Raw genomic sequence first — 18,628 nt, forward strand, 5'->3', positions numbered from 1 at the left:
TGTCGGTGGGAGCATGAGGGAGGATATTCATGACGGAACCGGCTTTGACGCCCGAACGCTTGGCGCATCTCAAAAGCCTGGAGCGACAGGTCTTGTGGCACGCCTGCTGGATGATCCACAACGCCAATCACCTGCGCGAGAAGGGCGAGGTGAAGGTTGGCGGGCATCAGGCCTCATCGGCTTCGCTCGCCTCGATCCTAACGGCGCTCTATTTTCATGTGCTGCGGCCGGAAGACCGCGTGGCGGTAAAGCCGCATGCCTCGCCGGTCTTCCATGGCATCCAGTATGTCATGGGCAACCAGACCAGGGAGAAGCTGCAGAATTTCCGCGGCTTTGGCGGTGCGCAATCCTATCCGAGCCGCACCAAAGACATCGACGACGTCGATTTTTCCACGGGCTCCGTCGGCCTCGGCGTCGCCATCACCGCCTGCGCCTCCATCATTCAGGATTATATCACCGCCAAGGGCTGGTCGAAGCGCCCGGACGGCCGGATGATCGCGCTGGTCGGCGATGCGGAGCTCGACGAAGGCAATATCTATGAATGCCTGCAGGAAGGCTGGAAACACGACCTGCGCAACACCTGGTGGGTGATCGACTATAACAGACAGAGCCTCGACGGCGTCGTGCGCGAGGGGCTGTGGCAGCGCATCGAGGGCATCTTCACCGCCTTCGGCTGGAATGTGAAGGTGCTGAAATACGGCGCACTTCAGGAGGCCGCCTTCCGCGAGCAAGGCGGCGAAGCGCTGCGCGGCTGGATAGACCGCTGCCCCAACCAGCTCTATTCGGCGCTCACCTTCCAGGGCGGCGCGGCCTGGCGCAAGCGGCTGGTCGACGAAATCGGCGGCGAACCAGGCGTCGCCGACCTCCTTGCCGCACGCAGCGACGACGCACTTTCCGACCTCATGAACAATCTCGGCGGCCATTGCCTAGAAACACTGATCCGCACCTTCGAAAGCATCGACGATGACCGGCCGACCGTATTCCTCGCCTATACGATCAAGGGGTGGGGCACGCCGCTCGCCGGTCACAAGGACAACCATGCCGGCCTGATGACCAAGGCGCAGATGGAGGTGTTCCAGACGCGCATCGGCGTCAAGCCTGGCACGGAATGGGAGCCGTTCAGTGCGATCCCCTCGGCAAAGCCAGTTGAGGATTTCCTGAAGACCGTACCGTTCTTCACCGAGGGTACCCGACGCTTCGCCTCCCCCGCCGTGTCCTCGGCAGGTCCGGTCTTCCTCGACGATCGTGAACTGTCCACACAGGCAGGCTTCGGCAAGATCCTCGATGCACTTGCCCAGCGTGACGATGCGCTGTCTGCCCGCATCGTCACCACAGCACCCGACGTCACCGTCTCGACCAATCTCGGTCCCTGGGTGAACCGCCGCGGGCTGTTTGCCCGCGAAAAGCTCGCCGATACGTTCCGCGACGAGCGCGTGCCCTCAGCGCAGAAATGGGAATTCGGGCCATCCGGCCAGCATATCGAACTTGGCATTGCCGAAATGAACCTCTTCCTGCTGCTCGGCGCTGCGGGCCTTTCCCATTCGCTGTTCGGCGAGCGGCTCATCCCCATCGGCACCGTCTACGATCCCTTTGTCGCTCGCGGCCTCGATGCGCTGAATTACGCCTGCTATCAGGATGCCCGGTTCATGATCGTCGGCACGCCCTCTGGCGTGACGCTGGCGCCGGAGGGTGGGGCGCATCAGTCGATTGGCTCGCAGCTCATCGGCATGAGCCAGGATGGTCTTGCAAGCTTCGAGCCCGCCTTCCTCGACGAACTCTCCGTCATCATGGACTGGTCGTTCGACTACATGCAGCGCGACGGCGAGGCTACGCATGACACACGCACCTGGCTGCGTGACGAGACCGGTGGCTCGGTCTATCTGCGCCTGACGACACGACCGCTGGAGCAGATCGCACTTAGGCGTGAAAATCCCCTTTTCCGGCAAGGCGTCATCGACGGCGCCTACTGGCTGCGCCCACCATCCGCCCGCACCCGCATCGTGCTCGCCTATCAGGGATGCATCGCGCCGGAAGTCCTGATGGCCGCCGGGCGGCTTGCCGAGCGCCACGGCGACATCGCCGTTCTGGCGGTGACCTCGGCCGACCGCCTGAACGCCGGCTGGACCGCGGCGCAACGCGCCCGCCGCCACGGCAACGGCGCGGCCCGGAGCCATGTCGAGGCGCTACTTGGGGCCGTGCCGCAATCGGCAAACCTCATCACCGTCACGGATGGGCATCCGGCGACCCTCGGCTGGTTGGGCTCGGTCGAGGGACATCGCACGGTATCGCTCGGCGTTGAGCATTTTGGCCAAACCGGCACGATCGCCGATCTCTATGCCCATTTCGGCATCGACACACAGGCCATTATGGAAGCCGCGGATTCGTTTGCCCGCACCGTCACCGCCCCGCCCATGCGGGTACACACGGCCTGAGGCTGTACGGAAAGGCCCGGGCGGAAGGGCGACGCGACGTGCCCGCCCTTCCTAGCTTTCTGCGACGCTCAAGCCGTCCTTGCCGCCTTCACGAAGGCGGCGATCTTGTCGATGTCCTTGCGGAAGCCACCTTCCGGCAGCGGCTTGTTCGTATGCGTCAACGAATCCACCGCCCAGGGCTGCACGGCGGCGATGGCTGCCGCGACGTTGTCCGGGCCGAGACCGCCGGCGAGGATGACCGGCAACTTGCTGCGCTTGACGATTTCGCGGCTCAGCGACCAGTCATGCGTGACGCCCGCCGCGCCAATGCCGCCGATGTGGGCGGCAACCGAATCGAGAATGAAAAAGTCCGAATAGGGCTCGAAGGCAGCCGCATGGTCGAGCGCCTCCGGCCCCGTCATCGGAATGGCCTGCAGGATACGCAGGTCCGGATAGAGCGGCACGAGCCTCTCGCGCAGCGCCCTCACCTGCTCTGGCGTCACCAACGAAATATTACCGCATAGGTGCAGAACGTCCGGCTGGACCGCGGCCACCATGTCGGCAATAGCGTCGAGGTCGCTCTCAACCGACAGAGCAACCCGCTGTGCCTTGCCCTTGAGTGCGTCTGCAATCTCGCGGGCGGTCGCAAAATCGATCTCGCCTGGTAGGCCACGATTGGACGGGGTCAGGCCGAGATAGTCGACGCCGGCAGCGGCAGCGGCAAGGGCCTCGGAAACGGTCTGCATGGTGTAGATCTGGACTTTCACGGCACTACCTGTGTCTGGGTACTAGATGGATTTCGGCAGGATGGCGTTGACCATCCGCTCTTCGGTGAGTTGCGCCCGTTCGGCATTGCGCGCGACGAGCGCCGAATAGAGCGCGTCGATCAGTGCCATCTGCGCGATCTGGGCGGCCATCGGCTCGCTGCCCTGCTCATGCGAGACGCTGACAAGCGCGACATCGGCAAGGCGCGCCAGCGGCGATGCGCTGTTGCCTGTAATACAGAGCGTCGCTGCCCCGCGGGATTTGGCTTCCTGCAGCACGAGGACCGGGTCGCTGGTAATGCCGGAATAGGAAATTGCGACGACGAGATCATCAGGTCCGGTCAGTGCCGAATGCATGATCTGAAGCTGGGAATCGATCGGCGCATCGCAGCGCAGACCAAGACGGATGCAGCGCTGGTAGAAGGCTTGCGCTACGATTCCGGACCCGCCGACGCCACCGACGACGATGTGCCGCGCGCCTGCAATCAGATCGAGCGCCTTTGCAAAGGTTGCTTCGTTCAGCACGCCTTGCGTATCGCTGATCGCCTGCGCCACGGCGCGAAAGAGGCGGTTGGCCGCCTGCAGATCGCTCGCTTCTGGATCGCTCGCCGTCTCGGAACGGCCACCGCGTGGCTCCTGCGCGAGCGCGAATTTCAGGTCAGTAAAGCCTTCGAAACCAGCCGTGCGGCACATCCGCAAAACCGTCGTGTCGCTGACATCGGTCGCCTGGGCGATGACCGACATGGAATTGCGGATCGTCGCCTCGACATTTTCGAGAACCCACAAAGCGACGCGGCGCTCCGAATCCGACAGCTTCGGCAGGACGCTGCGCAACCGGCTGCTGGCCGGGCCTACTGTAGCGCGCGGGTCGACACTCATGAACGGTTCTCTCGCTGGCAAACGCTTTCCGTGAATGAAGCTAACATGGCGATGTTGTGGTGTCACTATGGACACATGATTTTTGATGTGGCATCACTACATGAATGCAGCTGGAGGTGCTGCACAAGCTTTTTGGGGAGGAAACCGTGAAGCTGAAGTCTGTTCTCATTGCAGGCGCATCCTTGGCGCTGTCGACATTTCCGGCAACGGCCGGCGAGCTTACCTTCTGGCACGCCTATGCCGGGCAGCAGGATAAGGTCGATTTCATCAACTTCGCGTTAGAGGCCTTCGCCAAGAAGCATCCCGACATCACGCTCGATGTCGTCGCCGCCGAACAATCGGCCTACAAGACGAAGCTGAACACCGCGATGGCCTCCGGCAATCCGCCCGACGTGTTCTATACCCTGCCCGGCGGCTTCCTGAACGCCTTCGTCAAGGGCGGCCAGATGTACGCACTCGACCAGGACCTCGCCAAGGACGGCTGGCGCGAAAGCTTCCTGGAAAGCGCCATCGCTCAGACGAGCAAGGACGGCCATACCTATGCCGTGCCCGTCGACGTCGATTCCGTCGTCTTCTGGTACGACAAGGCGCTGTTTGCCGAAAAGGGCTGGACGGTCCCCAAGACCTATGACGAGCTTATGGCGCTTGCCGAGAAGATCAAGGCCGACGGCCTCGTGCCTTTTGCGCTTGGCAACAAGGATTCCTGGCCGGCAACCTTCTGGTTCCAGTACATGGAAATGCGGCTCAAGGGCTCCGGCGTGGTCGCCTCCTTCGTCAATGGCGACGCGAATGCCTCGCTCGGCCCGGAAGGCGAAAAGGCCTTTGAAAAGGTCGCCGAGATCGCCAAAAGTGAATACTTCCCAACCGGCTTCAACGGAATGAGCGACCAGGAAGCAAACATGCTCTTCCTGAACGGCCAGGCCGCGATACTGCTCAACGGCACCTGGCAGATCGGTGCGTCCGCCGACGCGCCGGAAGGCTTCGATCTCGGCTACTTCGCCTTCCCGACGGTCGCGGGCGGAGCCGGCGACCAGACCGACGTGCTGGCCGGCGTTGCTGCCTCCTTCGGCATTTCGGAAAAGGCCGAGAACAAGTCCGATGCCGTGACGCTCCTGAAGTTCCTTTCCTCGCCCGAGGTGATGACCAAGTATGTCGAGCTGCGCAAGACGATGGTTACCGTGAAGGGCGCCACGACGGAAGCGGCCGCCGGCCCCGTGCTCTACGGCATCAGCAACGACCTGATGAATGCTGCTGGCCATCTCGATTCCTTCTACGACACGGCCATGCCGCCGGCTGCGACCAACACCTATTACACAGCACTGCAGGGTGCACTGGATGGGTCCGTGACGCCGGCTGATGCCGCCAAGCGCCTCGAGGGCGCCCTGAAGGACAACAAGTAAACCTTCGAAAGCCGCAGTCGCCGGCCTCCGGCGGCTGCGCGCATCTCCAGACGCCGGCGGAATCATGAGCACGGACATCGGCCTAGCGAAAAGACACAATCGGGCGACACTGCTCTTCCTGGCGCCGGCCCTGATCTTCGTGTGCGCCTTTGTCGCCTATCCGGTGGTCTATGCCGGCTGGCTGTCGATGTTCGAGTGGGATGGAGCGTCCGACCCCGTCTTCGTCGGCGCCGGCAACTTCCTGAAGCTTGCCGCCGACCCCGTTTTCTGGGCATCGCTCGGACGCAACCTCCTGGTCGCCCTCTCCGCCATCGTCTTCCAGGTCTTTCTCGCGCTCGCCATCGCCTATTGCCTGGTGCGCATCGTCCCGGCCTTCAGTCGCATCTTCCTGTTCTTCTATCTCGTGCCTGTCATGGTCAGCGAGATCTGTATCGGACTGCTCTGGCGCTTCATGTACAACCCCTATTTCGGGCTGGTGAACGCGGCGCTCAAGGCCGTCGGCCTCGACAGCTTGAAGCGCGGCTGGCTGGGCGAATCCGAAACCGCGTTCCTCGCTGTCGTCGTGGTGATGAGCTTCACTTACCTCGGCCTCTATGTGCTGCTCTTCACCGCAGCCGTGCGCAGCGTACCGGAAAGCGTCTACGAGGCCGCCGAGCTCGACGGCGCGGGCGATTTGCGAAAGTTCTTCTCGATAACCGTGCCCATGGTTTGGGACGCCGTGCGCGCCAATTCGCTGCTCGCCATCATCGGCTCGCTGAAGACCTTCTCGCTGGTCTTCGTCCTGACCAATGGCGGCCCTAGTCACGCCAGCGAGGTCGTCTCCACCTATCTCTACAAGATGGGTTTTGCCAGCTTCCAGATGGGCTATGCGGCAACCATTGGCTTCGTACAGATGGCGTTGACAGCGCTTGCCGCCTGGGTCGTCTTCCGCTTCCTTCGCCGGAAGGGGGACACATGAGCGCCGTCCGCCGCTGGAACCGCACAAGCACGATCGTGCTTATCGTGCTCACTTTGCATGTGCTGATGGTGATCTTCCCCTTCGTCTGGATGATCTACAGCACGTTCAAGACCAACAAGGAGTTTATGCGCTCGGTCTGGTCCTTTCCGACGAGCCTCAATTTCGATGCCTATATCGGCGCCTGGAGCGGCGGCGCACTCGGAAGCTACGCGGTCAATTCGCTCATCATCATGGCTGGCGCGACCATCATCACGGTGCTTGTCTCGACGCTCGCCGGCTATGCACTTGCCATTTACCGTCCGCGCTGGATGCCGGCGGTGGAGCTGTCGCTGACGGCGGCCATGGCCATCCCTGCCTATGTCGCGCTGGTGCCGCTGGTGGTAATGCTGCGCACGGCAGGCTTGCTCGATACACATCTCGGCGTCATCCTGCCGACCGCCGCCTTCAACGTGCCGGTTTCGATCTTCATCATGCAGGCGTTCTTCAACACGCTGCCGCGCGAGCTTTTCGATGCCGGCCGCGTCGACGGCGCCTCCGAATGGATGATCTTCCGTGTCATCGCCCTGCCGATCGCCCGGCCCGCCATGTTCACGGTCGGCATCGTCAACATGATCTGGGTGTGGAACGACTTCCTGTTCCCGGTCGTCTTCATCAACAATCCCGCCCGCAAGACGCTGCCGGTCGGCCTCACCGATTTCGTGGGCGAACATGTCACCAACTATCCGGTCATGCTTGCGGCAATCCTGCTGGCCGCCATCGCGCCCCTCATCCTCTTCATCTTCTTCGAACGCCAGATCACGGCCGCGCTCATCGGCGGCGCCGTGAAGGAATGATCTTTTCAGGAGAAACGCCTATGTCCGACACCTCTTCCAAATCCCTCGAATTTGCCAGCCGCGCCGTCTTCTACGAGCCGGAGGAGCATTCCCAGTCGATCAGTTACCCGATCTACATGTCGGCGAATTTCCAGTATGGCGGCGATATCTATGACCAGATCGTCGCCGGCGCGCGCAAGGAAGTGAACATCTATTCACGCTGCGGCAACCCGACTGAGTACAAGCTCGAAGAGCATATCGCGCAGCTGACCGGCGGAACCGCATGCCTTGCAACCGCCTCCGGCATGGCCGCAATCTCACACGCCCTTTTCGGCATCCTGAAGGCCGGCGATCACATCGTGGCCGACCTCACCACCTATTCCTCAACCCACGAATTCTTCGACCACCGCGCCCAGGATTTCGGCCTCAAGGTCAGCCTCGTGGACTGCTCGGACGTGCGCGCCGTCGAAAACGCCTTCACGCCCGAGACGAAGGTCCTCTATGTCGAGGCCATCGCCAACCCGACGATGAAGGTTCCGCCGCTCAGGAAACTTGTCGAGATCGCTCACGCGCGCGGCATCGTCGTCATTTGCGACAACACCTTTGCCTCCCCCGCCGTCTGCCGCCCGCATGATTTCGGCGTCGACGTCGTCGTTGAAAGCGCAACGAAGTTCATCGGCGGCCACAACGATGCGGTCGGTGGCGTCATTACGCTGAAGTCCGATATCCTGCCAAAGGACTGGCTGGAGGACGTGCGCTGGAACACGCTAAACAAGCTCGGCGCGCCGCTATCGCCCTTCAACGCCTGGCTCTTGCTGCGCGGCGCGCAGACACTGGCGCTGCGCCTGGAAAAGCAGTGCGCCAACGCGCTGGCGCTCGCCAAACACCTGGAGGCCCATCCGGCCGTCAAGCGTGTCTTCTATCCCGGTCTGCCGTCCCATCCGAATTATGCCTCTGCCTCGGAACAGCTCATCGGCGGCGGCGCCATGCTCTCCTTCCAGGTGGATGACGAAGCCTGCGGCGTGCGGCTTCTGAAGCGCCTGCAGCTCTGCTCGTTCGCGGCCAGCCTCGGAGGCCTTCGCACCACCACGCAGGTGCCCGCCACCATGGCCTTCCTCGATATTCCGAGCCAGGAACGCGAGGCGATGGGCGTCGTTGACGGCCTCGTGCGTTTCTCGGTCGGCATCGAGCACATCAACGACATCATCGCCGACGTCGACCAGGCCATCGCCCTCATGCACGTAGAGCTGTGAGGCGGGATATGGCCGCCATCGTCCTTCTCGGCGATATCAACATCGATCTCGTGCTCGCCATTCCCGCCTATCCGGGCGAGGGTGGCGAGGCGATCGCTACCGGCCAGACGGCGATGATCGGCGGTTCGGCGACGAACACTGCCATCGCACTTGCCAAAGCCGGGCACGATTGCCGCTTTATCGGCAGGGTGGGTGTCGACTCCTGGGGCCACGAGGCATTGTCCGAGCTTACCGCCACCGGCATTTCCACGCGCTGGATCGGCCGCGACGACCGGGAGCCGACCCAGATCAACGTCATCACCGTCAGCCCTGCCGGCGAGCGTACGATGTTCGCCTACCGCGGCGCAAATGCACGGCTTTCGGCCGCAGATGTCGATCCGGCAGCCCTTGCCGACGCTCAGCTGTTCCATCTTTCCGGCTACGCCCTGCTCCAACCGCGCCAGACGGAAGCAGCCCTCGCCGCCATAGACCTTGCCGTCGGTGCGGACATCTACGTCACCCTCGACATTCCCGGCGGCGTGGTTGCCGCCATCGCTGCGCAAGTAAGGGCGCTCCTTCCCCGGATCGACACGATCGTGCTCGGCAGCGCCGATCTCCCTGGTCTTTTGGAACAACCGAAAGAAACGGACGAGAAAAAACTCATCGGAATGCTGCTGGAGAGCGGCGTCCGTCGGGTGGCGGTGAAGGGATCCGGCGGAACGGCATCCGTCCTCTATCAGGTCGGCAGCACGGACAGCGCGCCGTGGTTCCCCGTGGAAGTGGTCGATACGATCGGCGCGGGAGACGCCTTCGCCGCTGGCCATATCCATGGCCGCGTCACGGGCCTGTCCGGCCCCGATTGCTGCCGTCTCGCCAATGCCTACGGCGCGCTCGCCGTCACGCGCAAGGGCGCCGGGCGGGCCATGCCCTCTCGAGACGAGGTCTTCGCCTTTCTAGAGAAGGTCGAGAACCCGGCCACATAGCCTTTCGTGGAGAACGCCAACAAGCGCATCCGCCGCTTCATGCCAGGCGATACAGATCTTGCGGCAGTGTCGCAACGCAAGCTCATCCAACTTGCTCGCCATCTCAACGACCAGCCGAGAAAGTGCCTCGACTACAGGACGCCGGCCGAAGTGTTCCGGGCACATTTGCAAGATGGAAGCTGAACCCCTACCCTAAAACCGGCGTGATGCACTTCAGTTAGGATCTCCCGAACATAAACATCCGCAGAACAGCAAAACGCAGGGCTTGTGAAGAAGGGCTCTCTCCGACCCGAAGCGCACTGTCAATTCGTTGCGCGGGAATGGCAGGTTTGCGCGCCCCTCCAGCCGCTCACGCGGGTCGCACGGTTTCCTCAAAGCTGCTGCTCGGCTTATGTGTGCTGAACGTCCAGCTTGGGGTGGGAAGGCGACTGTCTACTTCTTGCAGCGAGTGCGCCATCACCGACATTCAGTCTAGAGATTGACTGTCGCAAAAGTCGTCTGCAAAACGCCGAGTTTTGCGAAAAAGATTCCCCTTCGATATCAGGGACTCAAGCAATTTGCTTGTTTGAGGGGCGGCCTCCATACAACGAACCATCCAGCCGCGAGGATGAAGCCAATTCCCAGGATCGTGAGCATGTCCGGAGTGTCAGCAAAAAAGACGAAGCTCCAGAATACGGCGAACACCAGATAGCTGTAATCAAATGCTCCGATGATCGCTGCCGGAGCGATCTGATAGGCCTTTGCTACCCCGATGCTCTCGGCGACCAACAAGATTCCCAGCAGCACAATGATGGCCCATGTCCCATTGCTCATCGCCATCCACGGGCTTTGTAGGAACGGGAAGGCCAGGTCGCCCGCGGTCGGAACGAACATGAGACCTCCGAGGCCCAGAGCGCCCGATATGACGAGGCACAGGTTGAGGCTCATCGCGACGCTCAAGGGGTCCTCATCAGCGCATTTGCTTCGGGTTATGACTGCTGCGAGGGCATAAAAGATGGCAGCAAGGATCGGTAGCAGCGCAACTGCGGAGAAGTCATCGGCCGCCGGGCGCAGAATGACGAGCACGCCGATAAAGCCGAGCAGGATTCCCAGCCACTTCCGGACGCCGACAGGTTCGCGAATGAGGGCGGCGGAAAAGAGAGCGATAAACAGTGGGGTTGTGTAGAGTGCCGTGGCCGCCACTGACAGGCTCATGAACGGGAGGGCGGCGTAATAGGCAATCCACATCAGCACGATCAGCATGCTGCGCACAAATACCCAGCCCGCGGCCTTCGGCCATAGCGGCGAAGCAGGAGCCAGGATTCTGGCGACGCCAAACAGCAGAGGAACGGTGACAAGTCCACGTGCGACGAAAAGCTGCCACAGCGAGAAGTCGGCATTACTCTGTTTGACGACCGCATCGCCGAAGGCGAGCATGAAGACCGAGGTCACGATCAACGTGATGCCGAGGGGAGTTCCTTCGAGGCGCAAATGATGGACTTTCGAAACGGGAGGTATCTGATAGTCGCGCGCTCGCGGGGCTCATCCGTCGGGAATGCCGACCAGGCTGAACGCTGCCTGACGGGCGTGGAGGATAGCGCTCTGTCCCTGGCCCATCTGAGCCATCAGGGTGGCTCCTTCGAGCAACATAAAGATCGCATCCGACGCTGATGCCGCCTGATCCTTGTCCATCCCTGCCTCTAGAATGCTCAAAAGCCGGGTCTTGAGGCTGTTCTTGTGCTCGACCACCGCATCGAAGACCGGATGTCCCGGTTCACCGAACTCCGCAAGCGCATGGGCAAACAGGCAACCATGAAAATCGGCGCTCAGAAACCATCGCTCGTACCAGTCAAAGATTGTGCCGATGTTCTCCTGCGGGGTCGAGGCGCGCTGCGCAAGACAATCGAGCTGGGCGTCAAAGCGAGCGGCGCGGTGGTTCAGCACCTCGACAATCAAGGCATCCTTGGAGGAGAAATTGCGGTACATCGTCATCTTGGCCACGTCGGCCTCGGCGATGATCCGGTCAGTACCGGTCGCGTGATAGCCGGAGCGCGAAAACAGCGCGTAAGCCGTATCTACGATCTGCTGGCGTTTATTGGCAGGTTCACGCGGGCGCGGCATGTGCCACCTCATTATGATAGAGACAGGTCTGTACCATGAGTTCAAGTAACAGATTCGTCAAGTTTTATGCCCGCCTAAACCGACATTGCTGCACATCACTTCTGCGGCAGAATCAATGGTGAAGACGGCCCCGGAAGGTCCTGTTTCAGGAGTAATGACTGCCGCCACGAATGGGTCGAGTGCTGCCGTCGCCTGATCTGCAGCCGAATGGCAGCTAACTCGCCTCATCATGCACAAGCGGACGGTCAGCTTTCGGCCCCAATTGAGACGCTCGGGGTACACTGGCCAAGTATCCGTCCCTGACGCTCCTCGGCGTTCAGATCATAGGTAGCAACGCGAACTCTCCACGCGACGACGGGAAGCCGGCAGCACGGATGTCTCCTATCCCTTTAGCCTTGAAGGGATCCGAACCGTCGGCACGGGAAAAACCCGTTTCTCCGCACCTGTGCCAGGAGCGCCCGGTGTTGCGTACGAAGTTATGCCAATGGGCTATGCAGGCCACGATCACGATAAGGCGCAAGCGCCGGGAAGACGATGGCGCGCGCAAGCTTGAGGAACATGAACGTAGGGTCGAAGAATATCTCGACAGCGTGATTGAAGGCGGCCAAAGCTAAAAAGCGGATTTTCCGCAGGCTCCGGCAAACCCTTCGGCGCAATCGGATAGCGCGGGTTGCCTCCGCCCGCTCCGCTCGCCAGACGGCTCGCTCCGGCCGCTGACGCCCCGTATCACGGGGCTGTGGCTGGAAAACCTTGCATCTCCATCTGCAAAAATTAGGCCCCGTGGTCGACGGGGCCTAAGCATGCATTGCAACGGGCTCCACTCCAATGGGGACAGAACAATGGAGCCCCGCCTTGATCCGCAGGGGTGTGGATCGTTGGCGGTATCAAAACCGCTATCGAGGCAGAATGTTCCCCGTTGCGGTGGTGTGGCGTTTACGCGTCTGGGCGGTATCGGGCGGCGTCGGTATTCTTCTCCAGCCACATGGCGTTCTCGAAAAGCGCTGCCTCGTCGCTCAATCCCTTGCGGAATTGATCGGTGATATGCCGGGCTAGCCGATCGGCGCGCTTGCCGTAGCGCGGGATACTGCACCAGATGCATACTCGATCGAAGGTCCGTTGAAGCATGTCGAGCTCATCCGGGCTGATCTGAGCGCCCTTCTCTCGTGAAATATGCAGCATTGAGACCTCCTCGACGAGTGGGCGCGCGTTCTGCCAGGGGCGACTTGCTACCGGCTCGTCGAGATAGGCCAGGTACCTGAGAGCAACGCTCTCGCGGACGCCGCTTAGGTAAAGATCCATAAGTCGTTTTGCGATCGCTTCGGCCGACTTGCACTGCCGAGTCAATCCGCGTTCGCGCAGGACTTCTCCGAAGATCTGTTCGATTTGATTCATTTCGTGAGGGAGAAGGACCGTTTGGTTCGTCGCGAGGTACATCGCGCGACCTCCGGAGTTGGGGCGAAAGCGCGATGATCTTCCAGCCGCCGGGGCCCGTAGCAACCGCCCAGCGATGGCGCAGTATGCGCCAATCCATGGACAAAACAAAGCACGCGCGAGGTAGCCTGCAGCGGGTCCGCGGTTACTGGCGTCGTGTTAGTGCCGTGTAATCGGCCAGTTGATGTCGGCGAACCTGCCGATCGACCGGAGGTAGTCGATGGATCTCCAATTTCAGAGGATCGCGGTCGCCGTACTTTCCTCCTGGGGTCAGGAAAAGAAATGGCCCTCCGGGAGCGGGGACGGAGGGCGGCGTTGCGTGAAAGACTCCAATCGGCGGGACCTATCGATGGAGCTAAGCCGCGATCCGCGGGGGCATGCGTCGGCTATCAAGAACGCGTTCTGACCGCGAAAATTCCCGGAACTAAGCGTCACCACGGCGGTTGGAGTGCGGGCTCTAAAGAGAGCCGCTAGGCCCTCTTTGAAAAGTTAGAGGAGACTCACAATGGACTGGGATCGTGTTGAAGGCAACTGGAAGCAGGTAAAGGGTATGATCAAGGAACAATGGGGGCGTCTGACGGACGACGATTTGGATGAAATTGCTGGGAGGCGCGACCAACTCGAAGGCAAGATCCAAGAGCGGTATGGGATTGAGAAGGATCGCGTGCGCCAGGATATCGACGATTGGTATTCGCAACAGACGTGGTAGCCCACACCGCACTCCACATGTCCTCCTTAGCTACCGCCACGTGGGGCGGCACTGGAAACCGCACGACAACCCGGTCGCCGCCCCTCAAGGCGGAACCCGGAGACAATACCCTTAAGGGCGATGTGGCGAACGATGCGACGAACCAAGGGCGGAGCGATTCCTGGCCATCGCGGTCGTTGAACAAATAGGACAAGCAGCAGCACATAATTCAGGGCCGCGAGAAGACTTCGAACGCGGGCAAGGATTTCAATGCCGAGGCGGACCTCAAGCGCTCCGACGCGCTGCGTAAGGCCCAGGGCGATGGACAGGACCTGGGCACGGCGCATGCAGATGCGTGTGAAGACAATGAACGCAAAATCGTGAGAGGCGAAAATCAGGAAAGCAGACACCACAAGAAGAGCGGCAATAGTCCAGGGTGAACACGTCGCCTGCAGCATTTCACGGAAAGGAATGATTGATCAAGAACGCGACGGCCGTCGCTAACCAGGAGAGCCTTAAGAGCACGATGACTGACCACGAGAACATTGTGACGGTGTTCGGCGGAACGGGGTTCCTTGGACAGCGGATCGTAAGCAGGCTTCTCGACAAGGCTGTCGATGTTCGTGCCGCCTCGCGTCATCCGCACAAGATTTCGGGCGGCGCATCCGGCAAGTGGCCATCTCAGCAGATCGAGGCGGACATACTAGATCCATCCTCGATCGCCGCTGCCGTGGTGGGATCTCGCGCGGTGGTGAATGCGGTCAGCCTCTATGTTGAGCGCGGTGAGCAGACCTTCGAGCGCGTCCATGTCAAAGCTGCGACCGATCTGGCGACCGCATCGCGCGATGCCGGCGCCGAGAGGTTCGTCCAGATTTCGGGCATCGGCTCGGATCCGCAGTCCCGTTCTAACTACATCCGCGCCCGGGGCCGCGGCGAGGAGGTTGTGAAGGCGGCATTTCCAGGCGCGATCATCGTCCGTCCCGCTGTCATGGCCGGCCCCGGTGACACATTCATCACAACGATCGCGAGGCTGGTACGCATCCTCCCGATTTATCCGCTGTTCGGCGACGGCCGCACTCGCTTGCAACCGGTTCATGTCGAGGACGTGGCGGAGGCCGTGAGCCGCTTGGCCGCGGGGCAGAATGCCACGCGTGCTTCGATCTTCGAGTGCGCCGGTCCGCGCATCTATGCCTATCGGGAACTCGTCCAGGAAATCGCCACTCAGCTCGAGACGCGGATCAGGCTGGTGCCGGTGCCTTTCGCGATGTGGAGCATGTTGGCGACTGCTGCGGAGTTTCTTCCGGCCGTGTCTCTGACGCGCAACCAAGTCGACCTCATGCGTCGTGACAATGTCGCGGCAGTTGATCTGCCGGGCCTGGAAGAACTGGGCATCCAATCGCGCGGCATCGAGGACGTCATCCGAATGCACGAGACTTGAGCCGGAACCGATCGCCGCTCGTACGGTTCGTCGGACTGAACAGGAGGACTACAGCCATGGCCAGATGCGACCTGTGCGGAGTTTCGAATGCGCCATCCAGAAACTCGCTCCGACTTTCCCGCATTGCGGCGTTAGGATTATCGGGCATGGTGTCGAGCAGGAGGGAGCCGACGCTCTCACCGATCGCGCGCCTTGAGGCCGTCACCGTGCAGCCCTAACGGACCAAGAATTCATCAAAAAAGCCCAGTGTTACCTTTAGGAAGGTCGGTCGGAAACCAGCTTGGCGCGGGAACCATTCGCCGAGGACAGCATTAGTGCCATCGATCTCGGATTGTGTCCGGCGGGCGACAAAGTCATGGTGCATCAGATGCCCTCGCCGTAAAACTGTGGCCCGACTGCGGCATGCCTCCGCACGTTTCTCATGCTTATCGGAGTGATTTTGACTCACTTCGACTTCGCGGCCGGATCGCATGCCGTTCCCTGTTCGAACCGTCCGCTGGCTGTAGCATCTTGCGAAACTCATCCCGTCGCTCATGAATGGATGCTATCACTGGGCCCATCGGAATGCCGATGCCAACGAGCACCGCCTGCGACAGTTGGAGGCTGGCTTCGATGGTCTCTGGCACCGCATCCGTCACTTTGAGTTCGTATAACTCAGTTGCGTGCACCGCATCCCGTGCGCGGGCGACAATAGTGAGATCCGCCCGCTCGGATCTTGCAGAGGAGACGATCGAGGCCACAGCCTCTGCGTTATCCAAGGTTACAACAAGTGCGCGAGCACTCTGGATTCCGCAGCGTCGAAGCAACTCGATTCGTGTGGCATCGCCATAATAGATCGTACAACCGCGCCCTCGCTCCTTGCCGACAAGCACTGGATCGGCGTCGATTGCCAGGAACCTCAACCCATGTCGCGTGAGCATCTCCGCGACCAGTTGCCCGACACGTCCATAGCCGACGACGATCACACGCTCTAAGCCGTCATCATGCTGGGGCGTTAGTCCTGCAAACGAAGGATCAGCCGTCCCGGCATATGCCCTATCGCGGCCCAGCAGGCGCACCAGCAAGGGAACGCCGATCATCGTCAAGGTTGCCGCGACTGTGGCAGTGGCGGCAACGGCACCAGGGACAACATTGCCTGCCACAGCAGCGCCGATAAGGATTAATGCGAACTCGCCGCCAGGTCCTAGCACAAGTGCGACTTCGCCGGCATGGCGGGTCGTCAGTCCTGACAGGCGCGCGATCGGAAAGAGGGTCAGAGCTTTTATGGCAAACAGCCCGATCGCGACGCCGACTGTGACGACCGGGTTGGCAATGATCTCGGAAAGATCCAGACGAGCTCCAACGGATACGAAGAAGAGGCCAAGCAAAAGCCCCTGGAAGGGCTGGATGGTAACCTCGATCTGACGACGATACTCGGTTTCAGCGAGCAAGAGACCTGCAACGAAAGCGCCGAGCGCCATCGACTGACCACTGAGGGCTGTGATTAGGCCAGAACCGATTACGACCAAGAGGCATGCAGCGACGAACAATTCGTTACTCTTTGTTGTCGCGACCAGTTTGAACAAAGGTCGCAGGATGAGGCGACCGATGCCGGCCATCGCGAAAAGCGCCACTGCGGCAGGCGCCAGAGCATACAACAGGCCGGCGCCGAGCCCCGTCCCTTCGCGCGAGCCCAAAATCGTCACCATGAACAGGAGAGGCGCCACGGCGAGATCCTGGAAGAGCAGTACGGCGAAACTTGCCCGCCCAACGGTTGTGTTCAGCAGTTTGCGCTCAACAAGCGACGGTAGAATGATCGCCGTCGACGACATGGCGAGCGCACTGCCAAGCACCACCGCTGAAGCCGGAGTTTGGCCCAGCAAGCCCGCGATGGCCGCGAGGACGGCTGTCGAGGTGAGAACCTGAAGGCCGCCCAATCCGAAGACGAACTTGCGCATTAACAGAAGACGGCTCCACGACAGCTCGAGCGCGATCATAAAAAGCAGGAATGCCACGCCGAATTCCGCAAGAAGCGCGATCTGTCCAACGTCGGTGATTGAGATTGCGGAGAGCCACGGCCAATCTCCTACGAGCGCTCCAAGACCGAAGGGACCAAGCAAGATGCCGGCTGCGAGAAAGCCAAAAACCGGGCTCAGTTTCAATCGCCCAAACAGTGGCACGATAACGCCTGCCGTCGTTAGAAAAAGCAGAAGCTCCTTGTAATTTTCTGGTCCTGGCATCATCGATAGCTCACAACCCTTGGTTCAGAGTGACGGGCGCATAGTGTACCAAGCCGACTGGCATCTCTTTTCTCCCCTGAAGGATCCTACTCTCATTTTCAGAGGAATGTCCCGGGAGTGGTACCCTCGCTTTTGTGGCTGGTGGCGACGACAGTTCCGTATTTTCATGCACGGACGGCTTCGCACTGTTAGCAGGTTCGTATGCCTTCCCGAACCGCGCCGGGAACCAATGCCTAGATGGCTAACGGCGCTGGAAACGGGAGAACAGGCTTTGTAACGTATGCCGAGCCAGCCAAGACTCGGCACGAAGCGACGACCGAACGCGCCAATCACGCGATTTAGGGCATCGAACTACCGCAGGAGCGGGCCATATGAGGCTGTGACAGAGCTTTGTGCACTCGGAGCAGTTGTGCAAACGGCCGCCGAAAGCACGATTAAAGCCTCTGTTTCAGATCGTACCCCTCGCAGGGCCGCCAACAACTTCTTTGAGCGAAAGACACGACAAAGCTTGGAGAGGTATTGCAAGAAACCTTCATGTTGCCCGTAAGGCCATATCACCGCGAGAAAGATATCGACTGGCTCGTCGTCGGGTGCGTTGAACTCGATTGGTTCGCGCAGGGTAACAAGCACTTTAGCCGGAGTTATCAATCCCAGAATAAACGCGTGCGGTAGGGCAAAGCCTTCCCCGAAACCCGTCGAACCAAGAGCCTCCCGCTCGAGCAGGCCGTCGAGAATGACACTGGCTGGGACGCGAGTGCGTTGCGCTAGGTGAGACGAAATGGCCTGGAGAACCGCCCGCCCGCCCCCCGCCGGCACGCCGAGCATCAAATCATCTTCGAAGCCGAGTTTTTCATCATTCATTTTCTCCTCCCCCGCTTCTCTCTGGCCGGCAAAGATCGCGCTGGTTTCACTCCATATTGCCCAATTTTGAACTGGTGCCTTGTGCCTCCGATTTCAAGCGACGTCGCAGCAAACGCCCAATAGTCTTTCGGAGCGGGGACGACCGTCCTCAAGAAGTATTATTGGTCGCCAAACGACCGACGCTCAATCGCGGCCAGACACGTGGAAGCGGGTGCCAGTCGATACATTGTGCGATCCTGAACGCACAGAACGGGAACAAACGTGGCACAATCGTCATGTGAATCATTCGCAACTGGAAACCAAGATTGGGCTGATCGCTTCCAGTTTTCCGTCGAAAACCTGCACTTCCCGTCTGATTTTGACTAGCAGTGATGATGTCCCGGGGAGTGGGGTAGCATGAGCGCCGTGCTTTTCGGACGAAGCCGGGAATAGGTCACGTTGCCGTAACGGGC

17 protein-coding genes and 1 pseudogene are annotated in these 18,628 nt (G+C 60.8%); 11 read left to right on the plus strand and 7 right to left on the minus strand.

Features of this window, described 5'->3' with window-relative positions; genetic code table 11:
• Window positions 1-29 precede the first annotated feature (29 nt).
• Window positions 30-2,432, plus strand: a complete 2,403-nt coding sequence (locus IB265_RS18685) for a transketolase (protein WP_192494992.1) — start codon at window positions 30-32, stop codon at window positions 2,430-2,432.
• Between the two features lie 68 nt (window positions 2,433-2,500).
• Here the strand turns inward: IB265_RS18685 and IB265_RS18690 are convergent, their stop codons facing one another.
• Together IB265_RS18690 and IB265_RS18695 are read right to left on the minus strand one after the other, a co-directional pair.
• Window positions 2,501-3,178, minus strand: a complete 678-nt coding sequence (locus IB265_RS18690) for a phosphoribosylanthranilate isomerase (RefSeq protein WP_162728044.1) — start codon at window positions 3,176-3,178, stop codon at window positions 2,501-2,503.
• Between the two features lie 21 nt (window positions 3,179-3,199).
• Complete coding sequence (locus IB265_RS18695; protein WP_082615716.1) at window positions 3,200-4,054, minus strand: MurR/RpiR family transcriptional regulator; 855 nt, start codon at window positions 4,052-4,054, stop codon at window positions 3,200-3,202.
• A 146-nt stretch (window positions 4,055-4,200) separates the two neighbouring features.
• Here IB265_RS18695 and IB265_RS18700 point away from each other — a divergent pair, with 146 nt between their 5' ends.
• The 6 genes and pseudogenes from IB265_RS18700 to IB265_RS18725 all read left to right on the plus strand — a co-directional run.
• Complete coding sequence (locus IB265_RS18700) at window positions 4,201-5,454, plus strand: extracellular solute-binding protein (RefSeq protein WP_309140386.1); 1,254 nt, start codon at window positions 4,201-4,203, stop codon at window positions 5,452-5,454.
• 64 nt (window positions 5,455-5,518) lie between these two features.
• A complete protein-coding gene (locus IB265_RS18705; protein WP_057248306.1) occupies window positions 5,519-6,412 on the plus strand; it encodes a carbohydrate ABC transporter permease in 894 nt (297 codons plus the stop codon).
• A complete protein-coding gene (locus IB265_RS18710; protein ID WP_112995286.1) occupies window positions 6,409-7,245 on the plus strand; it encodes a carbohydrate ABC transporter permease in 837 nt (278 codons plus the stop codon). The genes IB265_RS18705 and IB265_RS18710 overlap by 4 nt, the downstream gene beginning before the upstream one ends.
• A 20-nt stretch (window positions 7,246-7,265) precedes the next feature.
• Window positions 7,266-8,477: a PLP-dependent aspartate aminotransferase family protein gene (locus IB265_RS18715; protein WP_057248308.1), complete on the plus strand. Its 1,212-nt coding sequence runs from the start codon at window positions 7,266-7,268 to the stop codon at window positions 8,475-8,477.
• Between the two features lie 8 nt (window positions 8,478-8,485).
• Window positions 8,486-9,439: a carbohydrate kinase family protein gene (locus tag IB265_RS18720; protein ID WP_192494993.1), complete on the plus strand. Its 954-nt coding sequence runs from the start codon at window positions 8,486-8,488 to the stop codon at window positions 9,437-9,439.
• A gap of 6 nt (window positions 9,440-9,445) precedes the next feature.
• A pseudogene (locus IB265_RS18725) lies at window positions 9,446-9,622 on the plus strand (IS30 family transposase); the annotation flags it as partial.
• A 357-nt stretch (window positions 9,623-9,979) separates the two neighbouring features.
• On the opposite strand, the gene IB265_RS18730 reads toward IB265_RS18725, so the two are convergent.
• Both IB265_RS18730 and IB265_RS18735 read right to left on the minus strand, forming a co-directional pair.
• Window positions 9,980-10,909, minus strand: coding sequence for a DMT family transporter (locus tag IB265_RS18730; protein ID WP_192494994.1), 930 nt, complete (start codon window positions 10,907-10,909; stop codon window positions 9,980-9,982).
• Window positions 10,910-10,960: 51 nt separating this feature from the next.
• Window positions 10,961-11,539, minus strand: a complete 579-nt coding sequence (locus IB265_RS18735) for a TetR/AcrR family transcriptional regulator (protein ID WP_192494995.1) — start codon at window positions 11,537-11,539, stop codon at window positions 10,961-10,963.
• Window positions 11,540-12,000: 461 nt separating this feature from the next.
• Between IB265_RS18735 and IB265_RS18740 the strand changes: the two genes are divergently transcribed.
• Window positions 12,001-12,153 (plus strand): hypothetical protein, encoded by a 153-nt coding sequence (locus tag IB265_RS18740; protein ID WP_192494996.1) that lies wholly within the window; start codon window positions 12,001-12,003, stop codon window positions 12,151-12,153.
• A 319-nt stretch (window positions 12,154-12,472) separates the two neighbouring features.
• Here IB265_RS18740 and IB265_RS18745 read toward each other — a convergent pair whose 3' ends face one another.
• A complete protein-coding gene (locus tag IB265_RS18745; protein WP_192494997.1) occupies window positions 12,473-12,973 on the minus strand; it encodes a hypothetical protein in 501 nt (166 codons plus the stop codon).
• A gap of 502 nt (window positions 12,974-13,475) precedes the next feature.
• Here IB265_RS18745 and IB265_RS18750 point away from each other — a divergent pair.
• The 3 genes from IB265_RS18750 to IB265_RS18755 all read left to right on the plus strand — a co-directional run bounded on the left by IB265_RS18750 (window position 13,476) and on the right by IB265_RS18755 (window position 15,096).
• On the plus strand, window positions 13,476-13,679 hold the full coding sequence (locus IB265_RS18750) for a CsbD family protein (protein ID WP_057248312.1): 204 nt from the start codon (window positions 13,476-13,478) through the stop codon (window positions 13,677-13,679).
• 203 nt (window positions 13,680-13,882) lie between these two features.
• Entirely contained in the window at window positions 13,883-14,098 is a 216-nt protein-coding gene (locus IB265_RS37585; protein ID WP_082615726.1) for a hypothetical protein, read from the plus strand.
• A gap of 35 nt (window positions 14,099-14,133) precedes the next feature.
• Window positions 14,134-15,096, plus strand: coding sequence for a complex I NDUFA9 subunit family protein (locus tag IB265_RS18755; protein WP_246805990.1), 963 nt, complete (start codon window positions 14,134-14,136; stop codon window positions 15,094-15,096).
• A gap of 425 nt (window positions 15,097-15,521) precedes the next feature.
• Here the strand turns inward: IB265_RS18755 and IB265_RS18760 are convergent, their stop codons facing one another.
• Window positions 15,522-17,318 (minus strand): cation:proton antiporter, encoded by a 1,797-nt coding sequence (locus IB265_RS18760; protein ID WP_192494998.1) that lies wholly within the window; start codon window positions 17,316-17,318, stop codon window positions 15,522-15,524.
• A gap of 348 nt (window positions 17,319-17,666) precedes the next feature.
• Entirely contained in the window at window positions 17,667-18,176 is a 510-nt protein-coding gene (locus IB265_RS18765; protein ID WP_246805991.1) for a PTS sugar transporter subunit IIA, read from the minus strand.
• Window positions 18,177-18,628 lie beyond the last annotated feature (452 nt).

The organism is Ensifer sp. ENS10, assembly GCF_014852025.1.
GTDB lineage: Bacteria > Pseudomonadota > Alphaproteobacteria > Rhizobiales > Rhizobiaceae > Ensifer.